8 protein-coding genes are annotated in these 17,113 nt (G+C 49.6%); all 8 read left to right on the plus strand.

Annotated features, from left to right (window positions below; all coding sequences use genetic code 11):
• Window positions 1-93: 93 nt before the first annotated feature.
• The 8 genes from AC1XUF_RS00945 (at window position 94) to AC1XUF_RS00980 (ending at window position 17,113) form a co-directional block, all read left to right on the plus strand.
• Window positions 94-690, plus strand: a complete 597-nt coding sequence (locus AC1XUF_RS00945; RefSeq protein ID WP_483339686.1) for an RNA polymerase sigma factor — start codon at window positions 94-96, stop codon at window positions 688-690.
• Between the two features lie 231 nt (window positions 691-921).
• Window positions 922-1,926: a FecR family protein gene (locus tag AC1XUF_RS00950; RefSeq protein ID WP_483339687.1), complete on the plus strand. Its 1,005-nt coding sequence runs from the start codon at window positions 922-924 to the stop codon at window positions 1,924-1,926.
• 185 nt (window positions 1,927-2,111) lie between these two features.
• Window positions 2,112-5,510 carry a TonB-dependent receptor gene (locus tag AC1XUF_RS00955; RefSeq protein WP_483339688.1) on the plus strand — a complete coding sequence of 1,133 codons (3,399 nt, stop codon included), beginning with the start codon at window positions 2,112-2,114 and terminating at the stop codon, window positions 5,508-5,510.
• Between the two features lie 11 nt (window positions 5,511-5,521).
• Entirely contained in the window at window positions 5,522-6,997 is a 1,476-nt protein-coding gene (locus AC1XUF_RS00960; protein WP_483339689.1) for a RagB/SusD family nutrient uptake outer membrane protein, read from the plus strand.
• A gap of 169 nt (window positions 6,998-7,166) precedes the next feature.
• The gene (locus AC1XUF_RS00965; RefSeq protein ID WP_483340629.1) at window positions 7,167-8,054 is read left to right on the plus strand and encodes an OmpA/MotB family protein; all 888 of its coding nucleotides are present in this window, start codon (window positions 7,167-7,169) and stop codon (window positions 8,052-8,054) included.
• 96 nt (window positions 8,055-8,150) lie between these two features.
• Window positions 8,151-10,337, plus strand: coding sequence for a discoidin domain-containing protein (locus tag AC1XUF_RS00970; protein ID WP_483339690.1), 2,187 nt, complete (start codon window positions 8,151-8,153; stop codon window positions 10,335-10,337).
• 13 nt (window positions 10,338-10,350) lie between these two features.
• The gene (locus tag AC1XUF_RS00975; RefSeq protein ID WP_483339691.1) at window positions 10,351-11,706 is read left to right on the plus strand and encodes an alpha-L-fucosidase; all 1,356 of its coding nucleotides are present in this window, start codon (window positions 10,351-10,353) and stop codon (window positions 11,704-11,706) included.
• Window positions 11,707-11,803: 97 nt separating this feature from the next.
• Window positions 11,804-17,113, plus strand: coding sequence for a PVC-type heme-binding CxxCH protein (locus tag AC1XUF_RS00980; RefSeq protein WP_483339692.1), 5,310 nt, complete (start codon window positions 11,804-11,806; stop codon window positions 17,111-17,113).

The following is a 17,113-nucleotide window of genomic DNA, read 5'->3' on the forward strand; positions in this document are numbered from 1 at the left end:
TCTTATTGCCGCATGAGTTGACCATTTTACGCGGGTTAAGGGAGTTCACTCCGTCGTTAAGTTTTCAAAAAATGTATTTATAGTCCTTTCAAAATGGAGCCAGAGGTTTTTGATGATGGTTATTTGGTGGAGCGCATACGGAGCGGCAGTGATGAGGCCTTTACTATTGTCTACCACAGATACCATCGGTATCTATATTATTTCTCACTTCGATTTGTCAAGTCGCCTGCGCTGGCCGAGGAAGTAGTGCACGATGTATTCTTAAAAGTATGGGAAAACCGACTGAGGCTCAGGACGGAGTTGTCTTTCAAAGGGTACCTGATCAAGATCACAAAAAACCACGTCCTCAATCTCCTTGCCCGCGCTTCCCGCGAAGAGCAGATCAGGTCCGAAATTCTTTTTTTCAGTCCGGAGGGAACAGATGATACCGAAAATAGTATCTATGACCGCGATTATCAAAAACATGCCGAGGAAATCATTTCGATGTTGCCCGAGCAGCGTCAGCGGATTTTCCGGATGTACCGGTTTGATGAAATGACAAGCGAGGAAATTGCGGCTCTTCTCAATATCTCGAAAGGGACCGTAAAGGACCATTTACTGAAGGCCAACCGCTTTATCCGGAAATACCTTCACAGGATCGTTCCGCTATCGTCCGATCTGCTGATACTCTGCTTTATTCAATTTATGTAACTCATTGAATCCTATTTAAATACGGGTCGATTGCATCCCCAGGCGGTGGTTTCCCCTGACAGGAAATCGAGTAGGGCATCGTGTGAACTTTACTCATTTGCGTAAAAAAGCGTCCCGTGGCAGTATACCTGAGGAAGTTCTATTTTTTTTATGGTTTTTATAATTATTTTTTCAGGCTAAGCATGCCCACATGGGCAATTGACGGTATTACGTACAGAGCAGATATGATCTATGGCTAACCAGATATATATAAAGTCGCTTCTTAAGAAGTTTGTTGAAAACCGCTGTTCGAAGGAAGAGCAGGCGGAATTGTTCAACTTTCTGCAAACGCCCGAGGGACAGTACTTTCTAAAGGAATCGATGGATGCGGAATGGGACGAGGTTTACCAGCTGAATGCGGATTTGGACCCGGCAATCAGCGAGCGGATTTTGGGGCGTCTTCGTGAAAGTGTTGCCAATAGTGAGTCAAAAGCAACGATAAAACGCCTGGCTGGCAACGGAAGGGCCTGGCGTCTAGCGGCTTCCCTGGTTGGATTTTTGCTTGTTTTTGGCCTGGGACAACAGCTGCTCAGCAGGTACAAAACCTACCATTATGCAACCGAAAAAGGTCAGCAGCGCACCGTCATCTTACCGGACGGCTCCCGTGTTTCACTGAACAACAATTCGTCAGTGACCTTTCGCAATGGCTGGAATTCCCGTAACGTGACACTGTCCGGGGAAGCTTACTTTGATGTCAGCCATGATAAAGACAAGCCTTTTTATGTTAAAACCTCAGTCATCGAGATTAAGGTTTTAGGGACCGCTTTTAATGTAAAGGCTTATCAGTCAAGTAAAACCGTTGAGACCGCCTTGATTCGTGGCCGTGTACTGATCAAGGATATTTCGAAGGGGGATGAAGGGGGCGATGAGTTGGTATTAAGTCCGAACGAAATAGCCTTTTTTGACCGGGACCAGTCGACCATGAACAAGGCAAGCCAGGTTTCATCGGAATTCAAGTCCTGGCACCGCGGTAACCTGGTTTTTGAAGACGAACCGTTACATGTGATTATTCCTGAGCTGGAGAAGTGGTTTGATACACGCATCAGCATAGATCCCCAATCCATGAACTGCCGTTTCAGTCTGAACATTGACAGGGAATCGCTTCCCGAAGTAATGAAACTATTTGAAGTGTCGAGCGGGGCAAAACTTGAATTTGCGAAGAAAGAAGTTAAGCTGAGCGGAGCACTTTGCCAATAACCCATTTTACATTTTAAAAACGCCGCCTATCGAGAAAAAACTACTCAAAACATGCGATTGACCCTGTTTGCCGGGAGTAGTTAAACAGGTTTCAAAAAAAATGCTTTCCATTATCTCGCCAAAGACCATCGGAAAGCATTCAGGTTTAATTCAGCTTTTAACTTTTACTAAACCAACCCAAAAGTATGAAAAATACTTTACATCAGGGCTATGGCCTTGCTGCAAACCTCATTAAATCGAACAAATTAAAGTGCGCCTGTATGTTGACCTTGGTTCTTGTACTGATGCAGGCACTTCCTTTTCAGGCGAAGGGATCGCCTTCGGAGAGTAAAGTGTCGATTTCAAGTAGGGAAATGCCTTTAAAGGTGGTATTGAACAAGCTTGAAAAACAAAGTGATCATCATTTTTTTTATAATACCGAGCAGATCGACGTGAACCGGAAAGTGTCCATCAAGCTGGAAGGATCTCTTGATGAAGCTTTGAAGATACTTTTTGAAAATACCGACGTCTCATACCAGATTGCCGGGAAGCAAATCCTGCTTAAAAAGCGCCAGTTGGCAAAGGCAGGCCCATCGGACGTTACAACCCGCTTACAGATCGAAACGGAGATCAAGGCCCCGGCAATTGATCTGAGACCGCAGTTGGTTGAGAAAATGCTGGTACACAATGCCGACCTTCTTGTAAAAGGACGGATAGCCGAAGAGAGTGGCCAGGCTTTGCCGGGGGTTAATGTGGCTATCAAAGGGACTACCAGAGGTGCCATTTCAGACGCTAACGGCAATTATTCCATTGAAGTGCCGGACAGGAATGCGGTTCTCGTTTTTAGTTTCGTCGGGTATGAGAGGAAGGAAGTGATTGTAGGCGAACAAACAGCCATTGATGTATTGCTGAAAGTAGATCCCAAATCGCTGAATGAAGTGGTCGTGGTGGGGTATGGAACGGTTGCAAAAAAGGATATAACCGGTTCGGTTTCTTCTATTTCCTCGTCCGATTTCAAAAACCATCCGATGAATGATTTTACCCAGGTACTGCAGGGCAGGGCCCCGGGACTGTCTGTCACCAATACGACGGGATCTCCCGGCCAGGGAGCCAAAGTGAGGATCAGGGGGGCCAATTCCCTCTCCGGGGGCAACGACCCGCTGTTTATCATTGATGGAATTCCAAGTACTTACGACGTCAATATCAATGACATTAAATCCGTCGAGATTTTAAAGGACGCATCAGCAACAGCCATTTATGGTTCCAGAGGGTCCAACGGCGTGATTATCATCACCACCCAGCGAGGTGAAGCGGGCAAACCTCAAATCAGGCTTTCCAGCAACGTTGGTTTTAGCAAGGTGCGGAAAAAGTATGATCTGCTTGGCCCTGCCGAGTACGCCAGGCTTACCAACACCATTTACGGCAACCCGGTCTACACCGATAGCCAGATCCAGGAATTCGCGACGAAGGGAGGGACTGACTGGCAGGATGCGATTTTCAAATCAGGAATGAGCCAGAATTACCAGCTGTCTGTATCCGGAGGCGCGAAAAATGTCCGCTATCTTTTGTCCGGTAACTACACAGATGAAAAAGGGACGCTGATCAATACCAGCAGAAAACGCTTGACTTTCAGAAGCAATCTGACGGCCGACCTGACGCAGAAACTGTCCGTGGGTTTTGACGTCAATGCGCAGAGAAACGAGCGTCATAACCCGGATATGGGTAATGGAGGGGATAAAACCAACCCCATCTATCAAAGCCTTTTGTGGTCTCCCACCGAGCCGATCTACAATGCCGACGGAACTTACAACAAGGTCGATAAATATGGTGCGCTTGGCAAAAATCCGGTGCTGCTAGCCAAAGAGCTTCTTACCGAGAATGCTTCCCAGGGCGTTACGATTAATAGTAACCTGAAATATAAGATCATTGAAGGGTTGACTTTCAGCGGTATCGCGGGCATCAGCAAAAGCACCGGCGATGTCAGGAGTGCTACGAACGAAAATCTTTCCAGCGCAATTTCGGCGTCCAGAAGCACTTCCGACAACTTGTTCTGGCAGTTGAATGCACTGCTTGCCTATGAAAAGAAATTTTTGGACAAGCACTCTGTATCGTTTCTGGCGGGGTTCGAAGAGTCGGCTAACGAAAGCAACGGGTTTTCAACCACCGCCATGGGGATTACAGATTATTATAATTTAGGCAGCAGTTCCAGTGTGACTTCAGGCAGCGGATATTCTTATTCGGCTCTACAGTCTTATTTCGGGCGGGTTAACTATAGTTTCAACTCGAAATATTTGCTGACAGCCACCTATCGTGCCGATGGATCTTCCAAATTTAAGGACAAAAACAAATGGGGCTATTTCCCTTCCATGGCAGTCAGTTGGGTAGCATCGGAGGAAGAGTTTATCAAGGACCTGGGTGTCTTCGATAATCTCAAATTCAGGGGCAGTTGGGGCATTACCGGAAATCAGGCGATTGCTCCTTATGCTACCTTGTCATCCCTAGGCACTGCTTCCTATTCTTATGCGTCTTCGGTTTCTTATAAGGGTACCAAGCCAAACGGCGCTGCCAATACCGGCCTGCGCTGGGAGGAAACCACCCAGCAGAATGTTGGTTTGGATTTCTCATTGTTCAAAAGCAGGGTTTCGGTTACACTCGATTATTTCAAAAAACAGACGAAGGGCGTCCTGATTTACAAATCGCTGCCAGATTATGATGCAGGTTACCGCACCCTGCAGAACATTGGCAGGATCGATAATAAAGGATTTGAACTCAATGCGGACTATCTGGCTCACCAGGGCAAAGACTTCTCATGGCGGATCAATTTCAACCTTTCGACGGTGCGGAACAAGGTTATAAGCCTGGGGGATGAAAAACGTATCCTGGCCGGAGATGGCAGCTACGGCGCAGGCGTCATGAATACCAGCCCGTATGTAATCGAGCCGGGGCAGCCGCTGGGATCATTCTGGGGTATGACCTACCTGGGGATCTGGGGCGCCAATGAGGCGGACAAAGCACTTACATTCGGAAACAAGCCTGGTGATTCCAAGTATGAGGATATCAACAAGGACGGGAAAATAGATGCATCCGATTATCATATCATAGGCAATGCCAATCCCAAATTCTCGTGGGGTTTTAGTAACTCGTTCACTTACAAGAACCTGGGTCTTGATATTCTTTTGCAGAGCGTACAAGGCCGCCAGGTGTATAACATTACCTATGCGTCCGCAGCCGTACTGATCCCCGACGCAAGAACGATTACATTGCGGGAAGCGTCCGATATCTGGACTGCCTCCAACACCGGAGCGTCGTGGCCGGCTGTAAGCACAACCAATACCAATTATATGAACTCATCCAGGTGGCTTCAGAATGGAGGATATGTGAAAGTGAGAAACATCAGTTTGTACTATCTGTTCCCAAAAAGCCTTGTGAAGATTGGTGACATTAAGGCTACTTTAAGCGGGCAAAACCTCTTTACTCTAACCAAATACAAAGGTTTCGATCCTGAGGTTTCCTCTTCGGGAGGCAGCGACGTGGAAGCAGGAATGGACTTCGGGGTTTACCCGACCTCCAAATTGATAACAGCAGCTCTTTCCTTAACCTTCTAATGATCAATGACATGAAAAAGTATATCTATATTTCTTTTCTGATCTGTTCCTTCATCTCCTGTCAGGTTTTGGATGAAAAAGTAAAGGGACTGGTTACGCCGGAGACCTATTACACAACCGCAGAACAACTTGAAGGAGCCGTTGTTCCCATATATAATAAAATGGTGAACCTGTACGACCGTGCCGGACGCGTAACCTGCGCCATGTACGGGGCCGATGATGTTACCACCAGCAAGGCGCTGCCCGATCACATTGAGTATGAAGTTTTCAAAACCACTGGCGCCAACGCCTGGCTGAGATATTGGTGGAGCAATGCTTATGGCGGAATTAACAATGCCAACAACGTAATCGTGAATTCCGGCAAGGTGCCTGATTCGGAAGCAAAGAACCGCGCGCTCGGACAAGCTTACTTTATGCGCGCCTGGCTATATTTTTACCTCGTCAGGATCCATAACAAAATACCCCTGATCACCGATATTACCGCGCATCCGAACATCGAAAGGTCCGAAGCCAAAGAAGTTTATGCACTGATCGTGTCGGACCTGCAAAAGGCAGAAACATTGCTGCCTGATGCATGGACGGATTACCGCGCTAAAATTGCGGTGACCAGCGGGGCTGCAAAATCGACCCTGGCGCTGGTTTACCTTACGATGGCAGGCTACCCGCTCAAAGATGAATCGAAGTATGCCCTTGCAGCCGAAAAAGCCAAGGAAGTGATTGATAATTCAGCAAGATGGGGATACAAGCTCGTGCCCAATTTTGCTGATTTGTGGACCAAGGAACGCTTTAACGATGAAATTGTTTTCGGCCTTTTCTATAACAACAATAATGGTGACGCGAACCAGTCGGCCCCATTGTGCGGGGCGCCATCGGAATACTCCGGGTGGGACTATTACTTCGCCGAGCTGAATTTTTACAAAGCGTTTCCCGAAGGGCCAAGGAAAGATGCTACGTTCTGGACTAAGTTTCCCATCGAGAACAAGGACAAAACCGTAACCATCAAGGACTGGACCCAGTTACAACAAAAACATCCCTATTATAAGAAATACGTGGAGATCGATGGTTACGACTGGAACAAGCCCTGGGTTTACATTGACTGGAACTCGAGCCGTACCAGTCAGCTGATCCGGTATGCGGAAGTGTTGCTGGTATATGCAGAGGCCAAAGCAATGAGCGGCGCACCTGATGCGACAGCCTATGCGGCGATCAATCAGGTCAGAAAAAGAGCTGGTCTGACAGACTTGCCCGCAGGATTGTCAAAAGAAGCATTCCGGGATGCAGTCATTGCGGAACGCGGTTGGGAATTTGCCGGTTTGGAACCAAACGGCAGCCGATGGTTCGATCTGGTACGCACAGAGGGCGTCGAAAAAGCGGCTGCAAACCGCGATCCGGCCGAGATTCCGTTGCTGGTGACACCTACCAAAGCGAATTATTTCGCTCCGCTGCCGGATGGCGAGCTGCTGCTGAATCCAAATCTTGCGAAATAAAATAAAAGTACGGGTCAGCGATCTGCTGCGGGTGATTTGGCCCGTGGCGGATCATTGACCGCATGCAAAATCGTCGGCATAAGGATGTGAAGCCCGACTTTCTGTTCAAAATCGGGAAAGCATCGTGACGACATTTCACTCAAACTCTTGAATGACCATTAAACAGATGATGAAAAATATCCTTCTATCCGTCGCGATACTGTTCGTACTGGCATCCTGCGCCAGCAAGAAAAAGTTACTTACTGCCCAGAATAAGGCAAACGAAATTCAGATCGCACTGGACAAGGTCAGGGCGGACCTGAATGACTGCGATAGCAGGAGCGCAAAGCTGAACGGCGACTTAAAATCAAAAAATGATGAACTGGCGGCCAGGATCTTAAAAATCAAGGAGCTCGAAGAGCAGATTGCATTTTTAAAGAATAATAACGACAACCTGCTCAACCGTATGTCGGACCTTTCGGTGATCAGCAAGGAAGGGTCTGAAAGTATCAAAAAATCATTAGCCATGATGGATTCCCAGGGAAGCCAGATACGCGGCCTGCATTCCAGCCTACAACGTAAGGATTCCCTGAACATGGCGCTGGTCCTTAACCTGAAGCGTTCGTTGCAGGATGTAAGTGACCAGGATGTTCAGATCGAGGTCAAAAAAGGGGTAGTCTATGTGTCGCTTTCAGATAAAATGCTGTTCAGGTCAGGAAGTTCGGTGATCAACGGCAAAGCTGAAACAGTGCTGTCGAAAGTTGCCAAAATTCTCAATGACTACAAGGAAATAGAGATTCTGATCGAGGGGCATACAGACAATGTGCCGATCTCCACAGACCGGATAGCAGATAATTGGGATTTGAGTGTGCTGCGCGCTACATCCGTTGCCCGCGCGCTGCAAAAGAAATATGGTGTGGAGCCGGTTCGTCTCATCGCGGGTGGCCGCGGGGAGTTCCTTCCAAAGGTCGCAAACGATACGCACGAGAACCGTAGCCTGAACCGTCGCACCGAAATCATCATTACGCCTAAGCTGGACCAGTTTTTCAACCTTTATACGTCCAGCGCGGGTAAGTAAGACACGAGCTTGGCTCAGAACACGACATGTTAATGTCTGGGATCGGACGGGAGTCGCGGAACGGAAATAGAGAAAGTGAATAAAGATTTCCCAGTTATGAAAAATATACTGTCAATTGCGGCACCGCTTCTGTTTGTCATCGGGGTTGGCCACAGCTATTCTCAGAACGTCCCGAGGACCGGGGTAATGCATTACAAATCTGTGGGGACTTTAAAATCCAAGGGGATACCCATGTTTTCAGAGCCGTATGTGCGAAAAACCGCCAACGGACTTCCCATACACACCTATGGCTACACAGACATACTCGACGAAAGCCCGGACCTGGTAGACAATCCCCAAATGCAGGTCGGGAACAGGAATCCAATGGTGAAGGTGCATCCCAGGGAAAGCAGGGAAATTGGGTTCAATGGGCTGGGGGCGACTACCCCGCGTATGCCGCGTACCGTGGCCAATGACTATCTCCCCCTGGAACCGGTACATCTGATCGATGGCGACAACCAGACCTGCTGGTCCAGCAAAACCACCCCGCAACCCGATGCCGAAGCGGCCTGGATCCGCATTGACCTTCCCTTTGAAAAATCGATAGAAGGAGTCGTGCTGAAAAAAAGGAAAATAGAATTTATCCGCGGGAAGGTGGGAATGGTGTCTCCGCTGCCCGACGCCGTGGAAGTGGGCAGGAGCATTCCAGGTCATCTGACAATCAAAACAAGCCAGGACGGCATCAACTGGAAAACGGTTTTTGATGGTAAAACGATGGATAAATCGGATGCTGAGGAATTTGCCTATTCATTTGGTCCGGTGAGGGCCAAGCAGATCTGGGTCATCGGATCGGATCTGCCAAAAGTAGAGAACTGGCATCACGCTTTCTCCATTTCGGAACTGGAAATCAGGGATATCAACGGGCAAAATACCGCGTTGCTCAGCAAAGGAGCGGGGATAACGGTCAGCTCAACAGAACATAATCCGGGGCAAACCCGCGAGGAGCACCGTTGGCTGTGGCCAATTCACAAAGATCTGGGATTGAAATGGGCTAGGGTAGGATACCACGACGACCCGATCAACTGGCATTGGGTGGAGAAAGTGAAAGGTCGGCTGGAAATCGATTCCGAGGCCGATTCCTCCATTTCCTACCTGGTTCAAAATGGGATCGATATCGATTTTGTGCTTGCATTTGGCAATCGCCTGTACACGCAGCGGGACCCGGCCCGTCACCTTCCGCAGCTCTGGGAATTGTACCACGAAAACCCCGCACCCCCGATAACTGACGAGGCGCTGGCTGCCTGGGAGCGCTATGTACGTTTTATTGTTCGCCATTTTAAAGACCGGGTAAAGGTTTTTGAGATCTGGAATGAATGGGACATTCCCGAATACTGGGGAGCGCAGCCGAATTATGATCAGTATATCGCAATCGTGAACAGGACCATCCCGATCATCAGAAAGGAAGCGCCCAATGCCAAAATCATGCTGGGCTCCGTCTCCGGATTTTTGCACGGTTTTGCCGATTGGAACCCGGAAGAAATAAAAAAAAAGGAAACCGAATCCGTTTTAATGAAAGCCGTGGCAGCGGTGGGCGCCAAAGTCGACATCGTCGGCTGGCACCCATTCTATCAGCCCGATGCGGATAGCAGGCGTTTTCGGGGATACGCTGATGACGTGCTGGCTTTTAAGAAATGGGCAGCGGGGAAAGGCTTCAAGGGACAATTTTTTGCATCTGAGTGGAATTTTAGCGCTTTTTATCCTGCACCAACGCAGCCGGTATGGTGGGGGAAATTCAATTATACCGAGCTGGATAAGGCAAAATACATCGCCAGGCTTTCGGTCCTGCATACTGCACTCGATATGGGCTCTTTTTTCTGTGAAACCTGGAACAGCACCTATTCCATGGATCTGAGCCTGCTGCGCCGGACTTTCCACGCCAATCCGGTTTCGGTTTTGCAGCCGCAGGCGGGTTATTATGTGACACGTAACCTTTCCACCGCATTGAATGGGCTTCATTCGGCGCATTTTGATGTCCAGGTCAGCGGAATCGCTGAAAAGGAATTCTATACGCTCGAACGTGCCGGCGAAAGGGTAGTCGCCGTATGGACGCCTGGCTATGCAAAAGATGATTCCCAGCCCCAGGTGGCAGAGATTACAGTGGAGGGAAGGTACAGGTCCGTGGTCGCATACGACTGCGCAAATGGGGTGCAGCAGGAACTCGAAACTTCGGTTAACGGCCAGGGCATGGTGCTGAAGGGTATTTTTGTCAAAGATTACCCCGTCTTATTGCGATTCGTCAAATAGTACTTTAAGAATTATGGTTAAAATGACAGCCCATTGCATACGGAAAGTGTTCCTGGTCCTCACACCCATGGTTTTCGTTACACTGATCAGTTTCAATCTGCTTGCGCAGGTTTCCAATAGGGGGACAAAGGATTTTACTCAAAATAAATACGGTTTGTTTGTACACTACGCATTCGGAAACGCTTATCCGGTGACCCGCATGGAGGGAGGGCGTGTACCGGATCATCTTGACGAGCTGGCAGATGGTTTTGATGCCGAAAAGTTTGCTGCCGACCTTCAATCATTTGGTGTAGAGTATGTCATTTTCACCGCCTGGCATTGCAGCATGAATGTGCTTTATCCCAGTTCAAAAATGGGCCAGTGGCGGAAGGACGGACGTCATGCATCTCACAGGGACGTGATCCGGGACCTGATTACTGCATTAAAGCCAAAAGGAATCGAGCTGATTTTGTACACGCACCCCTCCGACGGGATGGATTTCTCGGCGACTGATCAACTTACAACCGGATGGAACGATTCAACCGGGCATTACAAAATCTGGAATAATTTCGTTAGCGACATTTACCAGGAATTGGGCGAGAGATATGGCAAGGACATCGACGGCTATTTTTTTGATGGAGGATTTCCCGGTCAGGTGGACCGTCTGAGGCTCAGGAATACGGTTTTGAAATTTAATCCGGGTGCATTTCTGATCGACAATGGTCCCAGGAATGAATGCTGTGATTTTGGTACAAAGGAATTAAATGATCCCAGGTTTAACCTCTGGTTCGATGAATATCAGCCAGCCGCCAGCATGGATGATGTGAATTCCTGGTGGGGTTATAACTCACTCGCAGCATTGCTGGCCACGGAATCGCAGGGGGCTTGGTGGGCCAGCGGCGGTAAACAGCGTTTTTCCGCAGAAACTATGTATAAGTACACGGTTGTTCAGGCGGCAGTCAGTCACGGAGGCGGGGTCGCCTGGGCCGCTTCCCCATATCCGGACGGGAACTGGGAGACCGGCGTTGAACAAACATATCGAAAATTGAATGCACTGATCGCACCAGTTGGCGAAAGTATAAAAAATGTCGCGACCAGCACCGCATTCCCTTCCCCGGAAGGAACCAGGATTTCCAATCTGCCCTGGGGAGGGGTTGCCACCCAATCCGCCGACGGCAGGTACACCTATCTTCATATTCTGGTCAAACCGGCAGGGAAAACGCTGAAATTGCCAGCCCCGGCAGACAACAGAAAATTTGATTCTGCAGCATTGATAAAAAACAAACATCGAGTGAAGCTCGCCACCACAGATTCAGGGATTTTGATCACCCTGACAGGCAATGATCATTGGGACGACCTGGACACGGTCATCAAACTCAGGGCAAAATAATCCGGTGTTGTGAGCATGTCTCAGGCAGACAGAATCTGTATTATCAATAGCTGCCCAAGGCCTAACCCCATATCACGACCACATTCTTACGACTTTTATGAAAAACACCTTTCGGATGTTGCTGCTGGCTGTTATGGCCGTTATGATTGTTAGTTTCATCACAAGTGAACATCGTCCAGGCCATGTTCTCCCGCCGAAATTTGAATTAAAAAAAGGAAGCCGCATCGCGCTGATCGGCAATACGCTTGCCGACCGCATGCAGGAGGACGGATGGCTCGAAACGTACATACAATACCGTTTTCCGGAAAAGGAACTCAGTTTTCGCAACCTGGGATTTTCTGCTGACGAAGTAGTGCTCCGGCAGCGCGAAGAAGCATTCGGCACGCCGGATGAATGGCTTACACATGTAGGGGCCGACGTCATCTTCGCATTTTTTGGGTTCAACGAGTCTTTTGCCGGAGAGAATGGTTTGCCGCAGTTTAAAAAGGACCTCACAGATTTCGTCAAACACAGTAAGGGACAGAAGTATAATGGCAAATCAGCCCCCGAACTGGTCCTCTTTTCTCCTATTGCAAACGAAAACCTTAAAACCCGGTTCCTGCCCGACGGAAAAGAGAACAACGCGCGCATCGAGTTGTACACCAAGGCAATGGCCGAAGTGGCGGCTAGCGAAGGGGTTACCTTCGTCGACTTGTTCAACGTTACCAAAAAGCTATATCTCGCCAATGAAGGAAAAGATCCGTTTACGATCAACGGGATTCATTTTAACAATAAGGGCAATAAAGCAATCGCCGACGCGATAGACACCGACCTGTTTGGTCCCGCACCCGATCGCAAAAAGCAGAAAATTGCCGCGCTGAATACCGCCGTGAAAGACAAGGATTTTCACTGGTTCAACCGTTACCGTACTACAGATGGCTATAACGTATACGGAGGCCGTTCGTGGCTGAGCTGGGAAGGACAGACCAACCGTGATGTGATGTTGCGCGAAATGGAAATGTTTGATGTGATGACCAGCAATCGGGACAAAATCATCTGGCAGCTCAATAAAACCAGGCCGAAACTGGCCGAGGACGGATCGGAGCTGGCTTACCCGAGGCTCAAACCGGACGATAGCAACCTGCCCGAACCATTGCCTGTGAAATCATATGAATCGGGCGTGAAAACACCCCGGACCGCACCTTATCAGTACCTGGGAGGCGAGGAGGCGATTGGCAAAATGACGATCCCTTCCGATCTAAAAATCAATTTGTTTGCCTCCGAAGAACAATTTCCCGATCTCATCAATCCCATGCAAATGGCGTTTGATGCCGACGAAAGGTTGTGGGTCGTTACCTGGCCAACCTATCCGCACTGGAACCCCAGGGGCGAATTGAATGACAAACTTCTGATACTTCCGGACGACGATCACGACGGCAAAGCCGACCGCTCCATCGTATTTGCCGACAGTCTGAACAGCATCACCGGGTTTGCATTCTGGAATGGCGGGGTTGTCGTGGCGGCGCCTCCTGTTTTATACTACATGAAAGATACAAACGGGGACGATGTGGCGGATTATAAAATACGGCTGCTGGACGGCTTGTCGAGCGCCGATTCACACCACAGCGCGAACAGTTTTCAGCTAGGCGCCGATGGTGCATTGTATTATTCAAGAGGGATTTTTAATAAAAAGGCCCTTGAAACTCCCTATGGCCCATTTCGCTCTTCCTCGGATGGAGTTTATCGCTTTGATCCGCTCACCTTTGAATTCAGCTTCCATTTCCCCGTTGGCCCCAATCCGCATGGCGACGTGTTCGACCAATGGGGTTACCAGTTCGTCACCGACGCGACAGGTGGCACCGGTTACTATGTCAATATCGGAAAGGGCTTCGGGGCAAGGCAGCTTTACGAACAGAAGGTGAGGCCTGTGCCGGGCATCGGCATTCTTTCCAGCGAACATTTCCCTGCCAAATACAACGGGCAATTGCTTATTGCCAATGTCATCGGTTTTCAGGGCATCAAAAGACACGATTTTAAGTACGAAGGAGCAGACATTCGCGCCATCGAAACGGGTGACCTGATCTCATCCACCGACCCCAATTTCCGTCCGAGCGGCATGGATATCGGCGGTGACGGCGCGCTTTACATTCTCGACTGGCAAAATGCGCTCATCGGGCATATGCAGCACAACATGCGCGATCCGGGCCGTGACCATACCCATGGCCGGGTTTACAGGCTGACAGCCAAAGACCGTCCGCTTTTGAAGCCGGCCAGAATGAAGGGTGCCCCGGTTGGAGAAATACTTAAAAACCTCCGGTCGAAGCAAAACGGAACGCGTTACAGGGTGAGAACTGAACTGACAGGACGGCCAACACCCGAAGTGCTGGCGGCGGTAGACAAGTTCAGCGCGGGACTGGACCCCAAAAAGCCAGCCGATTACCAGCCTCTGCTCGAATGTCTATGGATATATGAAATGCACCGCGTCCCCAACAAGGCTTTGCTTGAAAAAGTCTTCAGCATTTCAGATGCCAGAACACGGTCGGCAGCCGTGCGGACGCTGGGACACTGGGGCCCGAAAGTGGACAACGGGATTGCAATCCTCAAGAAGGCCATAGGCGATCCCGAACCGCTGGTGCGTGCCCAGGCTATCCAGGCAGCAACAGGGTTCAAAAGTCTGGCAGGGGCAGAGATTATGATGGCCTCGGAGGAATACCCGCTTGATATACAATTGAATGAACAGATCGCGGCTGCACGGAAAACATTGGATCCCTATTGGCGCCAGGCGTTAAAAAAAGGCATACAACTGTCGAGGTCTGGGACTGCATTTGTACTGAAACACGGCACGCCGACCGAGATCGCATTGATCAAGCAAAATGAGCAGATCAGCAGGCTGCTGTTAGCGCAGGGGCAGATCCCCTTCGGTATCGGCTCTGATGCGGTTGAGAATATCCGCAAGCTTACCGGCAAAAGCAAAGCGGCCATTTTGCTGGAACTGATCGGTAAAAAACAGGCTGTTACGCCGGTGCTTTATCAAATGCTGGCGCAGCTTCCCAAGGAAGAAGTGATCAAAAATAAAGCTGCCCTGACCGCCCTTCTGCTGAATGAAAGCCAGAACGGACAAGCCCGTGCAGGCGCGGCAGGTGCGCTGCTGCATGGCGGAATTCCTGTCAGCAGCCTGTTGGGCCAGGTAGCGTCCAGCCCGAAAGGCAAGGCGGCTCTATTGAATGCCATTCAGCTACTGCCCGACGGGGCGCAACGGGATGCGTGTTATCAGGACGTAAAGGCGCTTTTAAACGGACAGGCGGCAGGCCTGGATGCGAAAGTGGGGGTAAGCAATATCATGGGAAGATATGTGTACATCATACTCCCTTACAACGACGCAACATTGTCGCTTGCAGAAGTAGAGGTGATCAGTGGCGGAAAAAATGTGGCCATTGGCGCCAAGGCAAGGCAATCAGGTGTGGTAGGCGGCAGATCTGCCGACCGAGCAATCGATGGCATCAAAGGAGAGAACCCGGATAATTATACCCAGACCGAAACTTTCTGGAACCAATGGTGGGAGGTGGACCTGGGCAAATCATATAACATCAGCCAGATCAACATCTGGAACCGGGAAGACTGCTGCACCGAGCTGCTGGATAATTTCACCATCAAGGTCCTGAACGACAATTATGAGGTGGTCTTGAAAAAGGAAGGCAATAAAAAGCCTGACCCTTACACGGGTCTGCTTATTGCGGAAATGGCTCCGCAGCAAAGCCTGGCCCAATTGGCCATGTCTACATTGCTGACTATGCCATCGCACCAGCAAAATGCACTGAATGATCTTGCCCAGCTTCTGAACGAAGGCAAAATGGGAGGGGCTGTCATCAATACCATCGGCAGCCTGGACCTTAAAGGACTATCGGTTGATAAGATCCGGGATCTTGCAGACAACATTCTCAAAAACCTGGAAAGCATCCCGCCGTTTGACAGGGACCAGGATACATTCAAAAACGGGACGGATCTCATGTACAAGCTTTCCATGAGGCTGCCCGCGCCTGAAAAAACGAAGATCAATAATGCATTGAGAAACATCCAGATGGTTGAGGTCTCGATCAATTCCATTGCCGAGCAGATGCGTTTCGATATCAATGAATTCAAAGTCCTGGCAGGCCAGCCTGTGAAGATCACCTTCAAAAACCCGGATGCAATGCCGCATAATGTGGTGGTTCTCAATCCTGGTAAGGCGAAGGAAATTGGAGAGTTGGCAGGAACCATGGCCGATGGCTTTGCGAAGAATTATGTGCCCGAAAGTAAGGATGTACTCGCCGCCACGAAGCTGGTAAAAGGCGGACAAACAGACGTCGTTAAATTTATGGCCCCTTCAAAACCGGGAGATTACGAGTATATCTGCTCCTTTCCGGGCCATTGGGCCATGATGAAAGGAACGATGAAAGCCAGACCGGTTGGTGACGGTGATTTTGAAAAATACCGGGTCACCTACCAGGGCGATTCCGGACCGGGACTGGGCAAGAAGATCGTGTTCGTAGCCTCGGACCACGAGTACCGCGGGGAAGAAACCCTGCCTGCACTGGCGCGTATTTTAGCCAAACGTTACGGGTTTACTTGTACCGTGGTGTTCGCTCTGGATCAGAACGGACATATCGATCCGGGTGGAAACGACCTCAGGGGCCTGGACGTACTGGACGATGCCGACCTGATGTTTATTTTCACGCGCTTCTCCGACTTCCCGGATGAAGAAATGCAGCACATCGATCATTACCTGAAAAGGGGCGGGCCGGTTGTCGCGTTAAGAACCTCTACGCACGCTTTCAACAATATCGGAAATGCCAAATGGGAGCATTACTCTTATGACTACAATGGCCCCAAGGAAGCCTGGAAACAGGGTTTCGGTGAATTTATCCTTGGCGAGACCTGGGTCTCGCATTACGGGGCCAACCATACCCAGTCGTCGCGTTTACTCATCGAAGACGACCGGCGGGAACATCCTGTCCTGAGAGGCGTGAAAGATATGTGGGTACAGTCGGGCGGATATACGGCTTATCCCAAAGGCATGGTACTGGCGCGCGGGCAGGTGCTGAACGGCATGACCCCTGACGCGGAAACAGACAAATCCAAGGAACTGCTGCCGGTGGCCTGGGTGCGAAGCTATAACCTCGAATCGGGTTCGACCGGCCGGGTTTTCGCCACGACGCACGGAGCTTCGGAGGATATACTCAATGAAGGTTTCAGGAGGATGCTGATCAATGCGGTCTTTTGGTCGATGGAAATGGAAAAGGACATCAAACCCGACAATGACATCAATTTTGTCGGACCATATAAACCGACCACCTTCAATTTCAACGGCAACAAGGAAAATGTGAAACCTGCCGACCTGGCTGGATGGGATTCACTAATCATGCCGGGGCAATTCCGTATCAAACAATAA

This window comes from Dyadobacter sp. HNCC25DJ185 (genome assembly GCF_056895195.1).

Bases quoted from the DNA above. Each gene is read 5' to 3' on its own strand.
- AC1XUF_RS00945 (WP_483339686.1), top strand. From the start codon at position 94: ATGGAGCCAGAGGTTTTTGATGATGGTTATTTGGTGGAGCGCATACGG.
- AC1XUF_RS00950 (WP_483339687.1), top strand. From the start codon at position 922: ATGGCTAACCAGATATATATAAAGTCGCTTCTTAAGAAGTTTGTTGAA.
- AC1XUF_RS00955 (WP_483339688.1), top strand. From the start codon at position 2,112: ATGAAAAATACTTTACATCAGGGCTATGGCCTTGCTGCAAACCTCATT.
- AC1XUF_RS00960 (WP_483339689.1), top strand. From the start codon at position 5,522: ATGAAAAAGTATATCTATATTTCTTTTCTGATCTGTTCCTTCATCTCC.
- AC1XUF_RS00965 (WP_483340629.1), top strand. From the start codon at position 7,167: ATGAAAAATATCCTTCTATCCGTCGCGATACTGTTCGTACTGGCATCC.
- AC1XUF_RS00970 (WP_483339690.1), top strand. From the start codon at position 8,151: ATGAAAAATATACTGTCAATTGCGGCACCGCTTCTGTTTGTCATCGGG.
- AC1XUF_RS00975 (WP_483339691.1), top strand. From the start codon at position 10,351: ATGGTTAAAATGACAGCCCATTGCATACGGAAAGTGTTCCTGGTCCTC.
- AC1XUF_RS00980 (WP_483339692.1), top strand. From the start codon at position 11,804: ATGAAAAACACCTTTCGGATGTTGCTGCTGGCTGTTATGGCCGTTATG.